Here is an 11,251-nt window from a genome sequence, read left to right as displayed (position 1 = left end):
GCCCTTGCCCACCCTCTGGTCCATTCCCTGGTCCACCAGCCACTGCAACCCCTCTTCAAACAACGCGGGGTGGCCGCCGCTGAGCGCTTGCAGATCGGCCACCACGGGCTCCGTCCAGGTGTGCTCGGGCCAGCGGTGGCGGGCCAGCCGCAGGAGGTCGTGCAGCGACGGGTCGGGCCAGTGGTTGACCTGCGCGATGTTGAGCAGCGAGAGGTCGCCACTGCGGTATTTGAGGTCGGCCAGCGCCTCGCCGCCACACAGCAGCAGGTGCAGGCGGCCGCTGTGCATCTCGCTCAGGCTGCGCAAAATGCCCGCCAGGGTCTCGCGCAGCGCGGATGTGCCCTGCTCAAAGCGGCTGACCAGGCAGAAGATGCGTTCGCCCGCCAGCAGGCGGCGCTCCAGCGCAGATTCGAACTCGTAGTCTGACGCCACATCGCCCAGGCCACATTGGCGGCCGATGGCGGCGAAGTATTCGGCGGGCACGGTACTCACGCTGTAGGGCGGCTGGATGTGCAGCACCGAGCCCTCGCCATACTGCGCGCGGGCACGCTGCAGCAGCTCGTGCCGAAACGGCGGCTGCCCCCAGTGCGCGGGCGACAGCAGCAGCGAGATGGGGTATGGCACGGCCTGCGCGAGCTGGGCAAACAGCCGGTCTTGAAACGCCGCAAAGGGCTGCGCCGCGCCTGGGGCCACACCCGTGGCCCTGGCCTCGGCCCGCAGCGGAGCCTCGGCCTGCAGCGGAAACTCGGGCGCGAAACCTGCGGCGCTGAGCAGGCGGTTGGTCTCGCTCTCGGTCAGGCGCAGGTAGCGGGTGCAGGCCACCAGCTTGTCGCGCGAGCAGGGGTTGGGCGCCGAGATGCCGTTGCGCCAGTTGTTCACCGCCTCACGGCTCAGGCCGATTTCGGTGGCCACGCCGGAGGCGCTGGCGCGGATGCGCCGCATGTAGAGCGAGAGCAGGTCGGGAAAAGAATCTGTGGCCATGAACGGGGACAAGGAAGCGCAGCACAGCGCCGGGAGACGATCGAAAAAAGGAAGGCAACGCGCGGGCACCCAGGCTGCCCGGCCGCTACCCCGCTACAACAGCCCCTGCACCATGGGCCAGGCCTTGGCGCAACCCAGCCCGCAGGCCACCAGCACCGGGCTGTAGAGCACCACCACCCCGATCAGCGTCATCAGCCAGCCGGGCGATTCGTCGTCCGCCTGCGCTGCGCCCGCAGCAGCGGCCCCACTGGCAGCCTCTGCGGTAGTCTCTGCCGAGCCTTCGCCCGCATCCCCGATCACCTCCTGCACCAGCATCACAGCCACCAGCAGCAGAGCGGCGCCCAGCACGCCAAGGTAGGCGTATTGCAGGCCGGTGCCTGCCAGCGGATAGAAATACCCGGCCAGCACCACGGCGGGCAGCACGAAGAAGCCGTGCATCTGCCAACGATGCCAGTCGATGCCCTCGTCTTTCTTGTCCAGCGCTCCGGTCACCAGCCGGTGGGTGATGGCCCCCAGCACGAAGATCAGCCCACCCCACCATTCGATCTCTGTCAGCATCGCTCACTCCCTCGTTGTTGCTTGTTTGTTTGTCTGCATGTCTTTTTTGTTGGGCTGTGTCGCGGGTCTTTGCCGCCCCGACCGCCCTGCGCCGGGTCAGCCCGCCGCCGGTTGCACCGTGGCCGGGCCTGCAGGGTCGGCACCATCGCTGCCACCGGCAGCATCGTCGTCATCGTCCCCATCGCCGCGCAGGTCCTTGTGCTCGCGCACCATGTAGAACAGCGGCAGCGCAATCGCGAGCACCAGCCCCAGGCCCAGCCACAGCCAGATGCCCTTGAACAGCAGCACCGTGACCACCATGAACACGATGGCATGCAGCAGGCCCTTGAACCCCGCGCGCAGCAGCAGCACCGCCATCAGGCCCTGCACTGGCGACTGGCCATTTTTGCCAAAGGTTTGAGCCAGGTCGATGAAGGCCTTCGCCGCCTCTTCGCCCTGCTTGCGGCGGTCGGCCTCGTCCTTGCGCATCTTCGCCACGCTCATGGGCTTGGCCGGGTCGCGGGAGCAGGCATAGGGGTCGTCCTGCGCATCGTCGCCCCCATCCAGAGGCTCCACCACCGCGCGCCAGTCGGGGTGGGCACTGAAGAAGGCCTGGCGCCCCACCCACTGGCCCTGGTCGAAGTGCATGCGCTCGGTTTCGCCCACCTGGTCGTAGAACACCTCCAGCACCGCCGCCCGCAGGCCGTTGGCAAACAGGGTTTCCAGGGCGCGCAGGGGCAGGTTGCCATGGGTGCCGGTGTCAAAACATAGCAGCAGGTGGGTGGGTTTGGCCGCCACCTGCTGGTTGAACCATTCCCCATCCCACAGGTCGTCCAGGTCGGCCACGCCCAGCTCGCCGGCCCAGCGCTGTGCCTGTTCGGTGTTGTCCGCCAGCAGGTACTGGTAGACCAGTTGTGCTGTTTTGAGCTTGATGGGGCTGTCGAAGAAGAGCTGCAGGGTATGCGCGTTTTGTGACATGGTGTGGAGGGTGAAGTCGGCCCGTGTGAAAGTGCACGAATTGTTACCGCGCTGCGCGGGTTTGTTCTTCTCGGCGTTGTCCACCGCCCACACTGAGTGCGCATGCCGACCACCTCGCCACCTGACAGGGTGTCAACCGCTCCCGCACAATCTCCCATGCGCCAGCACCATCCCCCCGGTGCTCGGGTGGCCCGCACGGGCCGCCAATCCGGCTCTATCCGCTATCTCATCGATAGCAAATACTGCAGGTCCAGCAAGGTGATTTCGGCAAATGGCATGTGATGCATCAATTCGCGCAAGACGAGCAGGCTGGCTGCGAAGGCGGGGCTGGCGGGCAGGCCCTCGTGCGCGGCGGGGCGGCCTTGTGCCACTGCGGCCAGCCGGTTGAACAGCCGCTCCACGGCCTCCAGCGGCAGCACCCGGGCGGGCCCCGGTGCGATGCCTGCGAGGGTGGCGATCTCATGCAACGCCGGGTCGGTCGAGTACAGCTGGGCCGAGGCGCCCTCGGGCACCCATTGGCGGTGGCGCACATGGGCGGCATAGACCTCGTCCTCCACCGAGGCGATGGCGGTCTCCAGCTCCAGCGGCGTCGGCACGGCCCCACGGAAAAACGCCCGCGCCGTTTTCTGCTGGCCGAGCGCCAGCGTCAGCTGGGCCGAAGGCTGCGCGGGCCCCTGCCCCGTGGCGAGCACGCAGTGCTCGGGCCCCAGGTGCAGGGCGGTGATGCATTGGCCCGGGGCGGCCAGGGCGCGGGCCCGGCGGTAGACCTCGGCCAGATCCAAGGCGGTCGTAGTGTCGCCGTCTGGCGGCACGATGGGCGCTTGGGCGGGCATGGGTTCAGGCAGGGATGGGGGCATGGAGGCTCCGGCCAGAGTGCCCCGGCGGGTTGCAGGGGGTGAAGGCATCTTTCCACGGCCAGGGGGCATGCGCAACCGCATGCACCACCGCATGCACCACCGCATGCACGCATCCATGCGCGCAAGCCCTCCCCAGCCTGTCAGCCCTCAGTGCCCGGTGCACTGGCAGCCGCCACCAGGCGCTGGGTGTAGGGGTGTTGCGGTGCGTCCAGCACCCCGTTCACCGGGCCGCTTTCCAGCACGGCGCCATCCTTCATCACCAGCACATCGTGCGCCATGGCGCGGATCACATCCACATCGTGGGTGATGAGCAGGTAGCTCAGGCCCTTTTCTTTCTGCAGGCGCTGCAGCAGGCCCAGCACCTGCTGCTGGATGGTCACGTCGAGCGCGCTGGTGGGCTCATCGAGCACCAGCACCTGCGGCTGCACGATGAGCGCACGCGCAATGGCCAGGCGCTGGCGCTGGCCGCCAGAGAATTCGTGCGGGTAACGCTCTAGCAGGCGCGGGTATTGCGCCTCGGCCAGGCCCACTTCGGCCAGTACCGCCTCGACACGCGCACGGCGCTCGGCGACGGTCAGCGCGGGCTCGTGCACCTTCAGGCCCTCGCCCACGATCTCCTCAACCGTGAGACGCGGTGACAGGGACGAGAACGGGTCTTGAAACACTACCTGCACCCGGCGGCGCAGCTGCTGGTTGGCGGGCGTGTTGCGCATGGCGGGCTGCTGCCACGCCTGCCCACCCACCTGCAGTTGCCCTGCCGAAGGCAACAGCCCCAGGATGGCCCCTGCCAGCGTGGACTTGCCCGAGCCGGATTCGCCCACCACGCCCAGCGTCTGGCCGGGCAGCAATTGCAGCGTGGCGCCCTGCACGGCCACAAACTCGCCTTTTTTGAACCAGCCCTTGATGCCTGGTAACGGCGTGGGGTAGACCACGCGCAGGTCTTGTGTCTGCACCACGGGTGCCGTGCCAGCAGGCGGGCCGGCTTCAACCACATCGCGGCGCGGCTGGCTGGCGATCAGGCGGCGGGTGTAGGCATGCTGGGGTGCACCGAATACTTCGGCCACCGGGCCTTGCTCTACCAGCACGCCCTGCTCCATCACGGCCAGGCGGTCGGCAAAGCGGCGCACCAGGTTCAGGTCGTGGGTGATGAGTAGCACGGCCATGCCGGTCTGGCGCTGCAGGTCGCTCAGCAGGTCCAGAATCTGCCCGCGCAGGCTCACGTCCAGCGCGGTGGTGGGCTCATCGGCCAGCAACAGCTTAGGGCTGCTGGCCAAAGCCATGGCAATCATGGCGCGCTGGCGCTGGCCACCGCTGAGCTGGTGCGGAAAGCTGCCCGCACGGCGCGCGGGCTCGGGGATTCCGGTCTGCGCCAGCAGATCAATGGCCGCCTGCGCGCACTGGGCACCCGTCAAGCCGCGCTTGAGCTGCAAGATTTCGGCAATCTGCGCACCAATCGTCATCAGCGGGTTGAGCGCCGTCATGGGCTCCTGGAACACCATGGCGATGTCGTCGCCGCGCACGCCGCGCATCTCACGCTCGGTCAGCGCCAGCAGGTCGCCCCGGCCTTGCAGCAAGGCCTGCCCGCTGATGGCGGCATCGCCCGCCAGGCGCAGCAGGCTCAAAGCGGTGATGGTCTTGCCCGAGCCGGACTCTCCTACCAGCGCAAGTTTTTCGCCCGCTGCAATGTGGAAGTTGACGCCTCGCACCACCTCTTTGGGGCCAAAGCGCACATGCAGGTCCTGCACCTGCAGCAGGGGTGGATTGTTGGCCGATGGGGTTACGGTCACAGGTCGGCCTTTCTGGGGTCCAGCGCATCGCGCAGTGCGTCGCCCATGAAGGTGAGCAAGAGAAGGGTGGTGACCAGCACGCCAAAGGTCGAAAGCGAAATCCACCACGCGTCAATGCTGTTCTTGCCCTGGCTCAGCAACTCGCCCAATGACGGTGTGCCGGGCGGCACGCCCAGGCCCAGAAAGTCGAGCGAGGTGAGCTCGAGGATGGCCGCACTCATGCGGAACGGCAAGAAGGTGACCACGGGTGTGAGGCTGTTGGGCAGGATGTGGCGCCAGATGATCTGCAGGTTGCCCACGCCCAAGGCGCGTGCGGCCTTTACGTAGTCAAGCTGGCGGTTGCGCAGGAACTCGGCGCGCACATAGTCAGACAGCCCCATCCAGCCAAACAGGCTGAGCAAAATGAGCAGCAGCGCAATGCTGGGCGCAAACACCGCACTGAAGATGATGAGCAAATATAGCTCGGGCATGGAGCCCCAGATTTCTATGAAACGCTGGAACGCAAGGTCGGTCTTGCCGCCAAAGAAGCCCTGGATGGCACCCGTGATCACCCCCAGCAGCACGCCGGTGACGGTGAGCGCCAGCCCAAACAACACGCTCACCCGAAACCCGTAGAGCAGCTGCGCCAGCAGGTCGCGCCCCCGGTCGTCCGTGCCCAGCCAATTGTCGGCCGTGGGCGCCGAGGGGTTGGGCGCCTTGGCAAAGTAGTTGAGCGTGTTGGGGCCATAGGGGTTCAGGGTGTACAGCGCCCAGTTGCTGCCGGTGCTCAACCGCTCCTTGATGAAGGGGTCGAGGTAGTCGGTGGGGGTCTCGAAGTCGCCCCCGAAGGTTTTTTCGGGGTAGTCCTTGAGCATGGGGAAATAGGTCTGCCCCTCGTAGCGCACCACCAGCGGCTTGTCGTTGCTGACTAGTTCGGCACACAGGCTGACCAGCACCAGGGCGCAGAAAACGAGCAGACTCCAGTACCCCAGCCGGTTGCGCTTGAAGCGCAACCAGGCACGGCGGGACGGGGAGAGTGAAATCGGGGCAGCAGCAGGACTCATCGGGGCCATCGGTGCGTTCGGGCTAGTCAAACTTCACGCGCGGGTCCACCCACACATAACAAAGGTCGCTGATGAGCTTGGTGACCAGCCCGATCAGCGTGAACAGGTACAACGTGCCCAGCACTACGGGGTAGTCACGGCGGATCACGCTCTCGTAGCTGAGCAGGCCCAGGCCGTCGAGCGAGAACAAGGTTTCGATCAGCAGCGAGCCTGCGAAGAAAGCGCCGATGAACGCGGCCGGAAAGCCGGTAACGATGGGGATGAGCGCATTGCGGAACACATGCTTCCACAGCACCTGCCGCTCGGAGAGGCCCTTGGCACGGGCCGTGAGCACATACTGCTTGCGGATCTCTTCGAGGAACGCGTTCTTGGTCAGCATGGCCGTGACGGCAAAACTGCCCAGCACCATGGCCGTGACGGGCAGCGTGATGTGCCACAAATAGTCCACGATGCGCGCGCCCCAGGACAACTGCTCCCAGTTGGCCGACGTGAGCCCGCGCAGCGGGAACCACTGCAGCTGACCGCCAAAAATCACGAGCAGCGCCACGCCGAGCACGAAGCCCGGGATGGCGTAGCCGACGAGAATGAGCAAGGTGGTGACCAGGTCAAAGCGTGACCCCGCCCGCACCGCCTTGGCAACGCCCAACGGCACGGCAACGAGGTAGCTGATGAAGAAGGTCCACAGGCCCAGGCTGATGGAGACGGGGAGCTTCTCTCGAACGAGGTCCCACACTGCTTTTCGCTGGTAAAAACTCTGCCCGAGGTCAAACCGTGCAAAAGAAGAGAGCATCTTCATAAAGCGCTCATGCGCAGGCTTGTCAAAGCCATAGAGCTCCTTGATCTCCTGGATCTGCTTTGGACTCAACCCTTGCCGACCGCGATAGTCCCCGCCAGCACCAGCGCTGGGAGCAGCCCCCTCTCCGCCCGAGGAACGCCCTTGCAATTGGGAAACCAGTTGCTCGACCGGGCCGCCCGGAACGAACTGAATAACGACAAAGGTCAGCAGCAGCACCCCCAGCAGCGTGGGCACCATCAGCAATATGCGTTTGAGTATGTAGCTGAGCATGCAACTTGCGCCTAGCGATTGGTCGGCGACGCCCACCATGTGGCGGCAGCCCAGGAATCTGGCTGGTAATACGGCGGAATTATCGGAGGCAAGACAAAACCGGCGGGCCGGTAGCCAACAAAAAACTCGTCGCTGTACCACTGGGGGATCGAGTAATAGCCGTGCGACAAAACCCGATCCAGTGCGCGCATTGCGGCAGACACATCCGCTTTGGTCTTTGCAGAGAGCACCGAGCGAATCAGGCTATCCACCGCCGGATCGGCAATACCCCACATGTTTGCAGACCCCGGCGTGGTAGCAGCCTTGGAGCCAAAGTATTCAAAGAGATCGCTGCCGGGAGAAGTTCGCCCCGGAATACGAAGGCTTCCCAGCTCGAACTCGAATTCATCCATCCGCTGCTGGTAAAGGGCTCCATCCACATTGCGTATCTTCAGACTGATACCCAGCTTTTTCAAAGCAATTTGCATCGGGCTGACCAGTCGCACGGAAGACGGCTGTGCATTCAGGTACTCCATTTCAAACGCTTCACCCTGGGCGTTCCTCAAGGCTCCATCGCGGTAGACCCATCCAGCCTCCGCCAGCAGCTGTTTGGCCTGCCGCAGGTTGTCCCGCAAGCTGGAAGGAGGTAGCGTGCTGGGTGATCGCAATGCCGGCCCAAAAACATCAGGGCTCAACTTGTCACGCAGTGGCTCAAGCAAAGCCATTTCTGCAGGCCCAGGCAGCCCGGAAGCATGGAAATCACTGTTTGGAAAATAGCCGTCCACCCGCTTGTACAAGCCGTAAAACATCTGACGGTTGAGCCATTCAAAGTCCATCGTCAGCGCAATGGCCTTGCGAACTCGAATGTCCTTGAACTTGGAATTCCGCAAGTTGAACGTGTAGCCCTGGAAATCACCAGGATTGCGATGCTCAAAAACCTGCTTCTTGACCGCTCCGGAATCAAACGCCTTGCCTTTGTATTGGCGCGCCCAGTTTTTCGAAACAAACTCCCGCTTCAAGTCATATTCACCGGCTTTGAGCCCTTCAAACCGACTGGTGTCATCAAGGTAGAGTTTGTAGGTCACGCGATCAAAGTTATACAGCCCCTTGCGCACCGGCAAGGCGGCCCCCCAATAGTTCTTGTCACGAACGTACGTGATATCGCGCCCCAGCTGTCCACTGGAGGGCCGGTAAGGACCCGAGGCAACAGGCAGATCGGTGATGACTGCGTCGAAGGGCTTTCCAGCCCCCCATTTCCGGCTGAAAACCGGGACACTCCCCGCCACAAGCGGCAGTTCTCGATTGGAACTGGCAAATTCAAATTTGACCAAGCGCTCGTCCAAGGCTCGGACCGCCTTGATATCCCCAAAGATCGTCTTGAACTGCGGCGACGCCTGCTTGCTCATCAGGGTGTTGAAAGAATGAACCACATCGGCGGCCATCACGGCAGACCCATCGCTGAATCGCGCCTCCTTGCGAATGCGAAAGGTGGCGGACAAACCATCCGGCGGCACGTCCACGTCTTCTGCGAGCAAGCCATACCCTGTGGACGGTTCCTCTGAATTACCGATCAACAAGGACTCGAAAACCAACTCCAGCATCCCCGCAGGCGGCGTTCCCTTCAGCGTGAACGGATTGAACTTGTCGAAATTGGTGACCGCGATCGGCGGAACCAGGCGAATCTCCCCCCCCTTCGGAGCACTCGGATTGACATAGTCAAAATGCGTGAACCCAGGCGGGTACTTCACATCGCCAAATTGGGCATAGGCATGTGCGGCCCAAGAGGTAGGACCCAAAACCATGCCACACACAGCACACAACGCCGCGCGGGCCCAGCGAGAACAGACTGCAACAAGCCACATGCGACAATTCTGCACTACGTTCACCGGCCACCGCAGCGAGTAGCGCATAACCACATGCAGCGCGCCAGCGGGGCGCCCCCCCCCAATTCCACAAGGAGAACAAACATGGGTTTTCTGACCGGCAAGAAGCTGCTCATCACGGGTGTTTTGTCCAACCGCTCCATCGCCTACGGCATTGCCAAGGCCTGCCACGAACAGGGCGCCGAGCTGGCGTTCAGCTACGTGGGCGAGCGCTTCAAGGACCGCATCACCGACTTTGCCGCCGAGTTCAACTCCAAGCTGGTGTTTGACTGCGATGTGGCCAGCGACGAGCAGATCGAGCGCATGTTTGCCGAGCTGTCGCAGACCTGGCCCAAGTTCGACGGCTTTGTGCACAGCATCGGCTTTGCGCCGCGCGAGGCGATTGCGGGCAACTTCCTCGAAGGCCTGAGCCGCGAAGGTTTCCGCATTGCGCACGACATCAGTGCCTACAGCTTCCCGGCCATGGCCAAGGCGGCCCTGCCCTACCTGAACGACAAGTCGTCGCTGATCACCCTGAGCTACCTGGGCGCGCTGCGCTCCATCCCCAACTACAACACCATGGGCCTGGCCAAGGCCAGCCTGGAGGCATCCGTGCGCTACCTCGCCGAGGCCGTGGGCCGCACCGAAGACGGCCGCAGCATCCGCGCCAACGGCATCAGCGCGGGCCCCATCAAGACCCTGGCCGCCAGCGGCATCAAGGACTTTGGCAAGCTGCTGAGCCGCGTGGCCGATGCATCGCCCCTGCGCCGCAACGTGACGATTGAAGACGTGGGCAATGTGGCGGCCTTCCTGCTGTCCGACCTGGCCTCGGGCATGACTGCCGAGATCACCTACGTGGACGGTGGCTTCAGCCAGACGGCGGGTCTGTCTGCTGACCAGGTCTGAGCGCACCACTCCTCGGACTCACTGCGGACCACACCGAAATATTGAACAAAATGGCCGCCACCGCGCGTCCGTCATGCGCAAGAAGCTATATTTTCAATAGCAAACTAACCCGCAGGCATTGGCTGGGCCTGGGGGTGCTGGGCCTGCTGCCTGCCGCCATGGCAGTGCACGCGGCCGATGCCCCCGCCCTGCTGCTGGCCAACGTATACCGCCCCGGCATGCCGCTGGCCGACTACTGGGTGAGCGAGAAGTACGACGGCGTGCGGGGCTACTGGGACGGCCACATGCTGCGCACGCGCGGCGGCGAAACGGTGGCCGCGCCCGCCTGGTTCACCGCAGGCTGGCCAGCCACCCCCATGGACGGCGAGCTGTGGGCGGGGCGAGGCAGTTTTGCACATGCCCAGTCCACCACACGCCAGCAGCAGCCAGACGATGCGGCCTGGCGGCAGATGCGCTTCATGGTGTTTGATCTGCCCACCCAGGGCGGCCCGTTTGATGAGCGCCTGCCCGCACTGAAGGCCCTGGTCGCCCAGATCCACCAGCCCTGGGTTCAGGCCGTGCCGCAGCACCGCGTGGCCACCGACGCCGCCCTGCAAGCACTGCTGCAGCGCACGGTGCGCGCGGGCGGCGAGGGGCTGATGCTGCACAAGGGCAGCTCGCTGTACCGCTCAGGCCGCAGCGACGACCTCATCAAGCTCAAGACCCACGAAGACACCGAGGCGCTGGTGGTGGGCCACCTGCCGGGCAAAGGCAAACATGCAGGGCGACTGGGTGCGCTGCTGGTCGAAATGCCAACTGGCCAGCGCTTCAAGCTGGGTGCAGGGCTGACGGATGCCGACCGCGCCGATCCGCCGCCCATTGGCAGCTGGGTGACCTACCGCTATCGCGGCACACATGACGGCGGCCTGCCGCGTTTTGCGAGTTTTGTGCGGGTGCGGCTGGACAGGCCTGTTGCCACGATGCCCACAACAGCAACACGCTGAACCAACTATCAAAAAATAGCTACCAGCGCTTGATGGACGCGCGGTGGCAGCCTTTTTGACTTAAATTTTCACCCACCCCACCAGGCTCCGGCCGTGGTGGTGCTGTGGGCGGGCTCAGAGACTGAGAGTTTTTTGGCTGTGCCCGAAAGGTGCGCAAAAACACCCTGGATCTAGGCGCAAAGCACAGCCATAGCGCGGGCTATGGCGAGCATTTGCAACGACGAGCCGGGGTGTTTTTGCGGACAAGGCGGGCGCGGACGGAAGACGCTCAG

9 protein-coding genes are annotated in these 11,251 nt (G+C 64.3%); 2 read left to right on the top strand and 7 right to left on the bottom strand.

From position 1 onward, the window contains the following. Window positions 1–1,074: 1,074 nt before the first annotated feature. The 7 genes from ACYZGB_RS15905 to ACYZGB_RS15875 all read right to left on the bottom strand — a co-directional run bounded on the left by ACYZGB_RS15905 (window position 1,075) and on the right by ACYZGB_RS15875 (window position 9,090). Window positions 1,075–1,539, bottom strand: coding sequence for a hypothetical protein (locus ACYZGB_RS15905; RefSeq protein WP_462389642.1), 465 nt, complete (start codon window positions 1,537–1,539; stop codon window positions 1,075–1,077). A gap of 96 nt (window positions 1,540–1,635) precedes the next feature. Next, entirely contained in the window at window positions 1,636–2,496 is an 861-nt protein-coding gene (locus tag ACYZGB_RS15900; RefSeq protein ID WP_462389640.1) for a hypothetical protein, read from the bottom strand. A 221-nt stretch (window positions 2,497–2,717) separates the two neighbouring features. After that, a complete protein-coding gene (locus ACYZGB_RS15895) occupies window positions 2,718–3,353 on the bottom strand; it encodes a hypothetical protein (RefSeq protein ID WP_462389639.1) in 636 nt (211 codons plus the stop codon). A 140-nt stretch (window positions 3,354–3,493) separates the two neighbouring features. Then, window positions 3,494–5,140 carry an ABC transporter ATP-binding protein gene (locus tag ACYZGB_RS15890; RefSeq protein ID WP_462389638.1) on the bottom strand — a complete coding sequence of 549 codons (1,647 nt, stop codon included), beginning with the start codon at window positions 5,138–5,140 and terminating at the stop codon, window positions 3,494–3,496. Further along, window positions 5,137–6,192: an ABC transporter permease gene (locus tag ACYZGB_RS15885; RefSeq protein WP_462389636.1), complete on the bottom strand. Its 1,056-nt coding sequence runs from the start codon at window positions 6,190–6,192 to the stop codon at window positions 5,137–5,139. The genes ACYZGB_RS15890 and ACYZGB_RS15885 overlap by 4 nt, the downstream gene beginning before the upstream one ends. A gap of 13 nt (window positions 6,193–6,205) precedes the next feature. Continuing rightward, window positions 6,206–7,249: a microcin C ABC transporter permease YejB gene (locus ACYZGB_RS15880; RefSeq protein WP_462389634.1), complete on the bottom strand. Its 1,044-nt coding sequence runs from the start codon at window positions 7,247–7,249 to the stop codon at window positions 6,206–6,208. An 11-nt stretch (window positions 7,250–7,260) separates the two neighbouring features. Next, window positions 7,261–9,090, bottom strand: a complete 1,830-nt coding sequence (locus ACYZGB_RS15875; protein WP_462389632.1) for an extracellular solute-binding protein — start codon at window positions 9,088–9,090, stop codon at window positions 7,261–7,263. A 105-nt stretch (window positions 9,091–9,195) separates the two neighbouring features. Here ACYZGB_RS15875 and fabI point away from each other — a divergent pair, with 105 nt between their 5' ends. After that, window positions 9,196–9,996: an enoyl-ACP reductase FabI gene (fabI, locus tag ACYZGB_RS15870; protein WP_440114625.1), complete on the top strand. Its 801-nt coding sequence runs from the start codon at window positions 9,196–9,198 to the stop codon at window positions 9,994–9,996. 158 nt (window positions 9,997–10,154) lie between these two features. Next, on the top strand, window positions 10,155–10,979 hold the full coding sequence (locus tag ACYZGB_RS15865) for a DNA ligase (RefSeq protein WP_462389629.1): 825 nt from the start codon (window positions 10,155–10,157) through the stop codon (window positions 10,977–10,979). Window positions 10,980–11,251: the final 272 nt, after the last annotated feature.

The organism is Acidovorax sp. Q11, assembly GCF_054950075.1.
This window is presented reverse-complemented; position numbering and strand designations above follow the sequence as displayed.

What these genes read in the sequence shown, in the direction of transcription:
- ACYZGB_RS15905 (WP_462389642.1), bottom strand. Translation starts at nt 1,539, where the DNA reads ATGCTGACAGAGATCGAATGGTGGGGTGGGCTGATCTTCGTGCTGGGG.
- ACYZGB_RS15900 (WP_462389640.1), bottom strand. Translation starts at nt 2,496, where the DNA reads ATGTCACAAAACGCGCATACCCTGCAGCTCTTCTTCGACAGCCCCATC.
- ACYZGB_RS15895 (WP_462389639.1), bottom strand. Translation starts at nt 3,353, where the DNA reads ATGCCCCCATCCCTGCCTGAACCCATGCCCGCCCAAGCGCCCATCGTG.
- ACYZGB_RS15885 (WP_462389636.1), bottom strand. Translation starts at nt 6,192, where the DNA reads ATGGCCCCGATGAGTCCTGCTGCTGCCCCGATTTCACTCTCCCCGTCC.
- ACYZGB_RS15880 (WP_462389634.1), bottom strand. Translation starts at nt 7,249, where the DNA reads ATGCTCAGCTACATACTCAAACGCATATTGCTGATGGTGCCCACGCTG.
- ACYZGB_RS15875 (WP_462389632.1), bottom strand. Translation starts at nt 9,090, where the DNA reads ATGTGGCTTGTTGCAGTCTGTTCTCGCTGGGCCCGCGCGGCGTTGTGT.
- fabI (WP_440114625.1), top strand. Translation starts at nt 9,196, where the DNA reads ATGGGTTTTCTGACCGGCAAGAAGCTGCTCATCACGGGTGTTTTGTCC.
- ACYZGB_RS15865 (WP_462389629.1), top strand. Translation starts at nt 10,155, where the DNA reads ATGGCAGTGCACGCGGCCGATGCCCCCGCCCTGCTGCTGGCCAACGTA.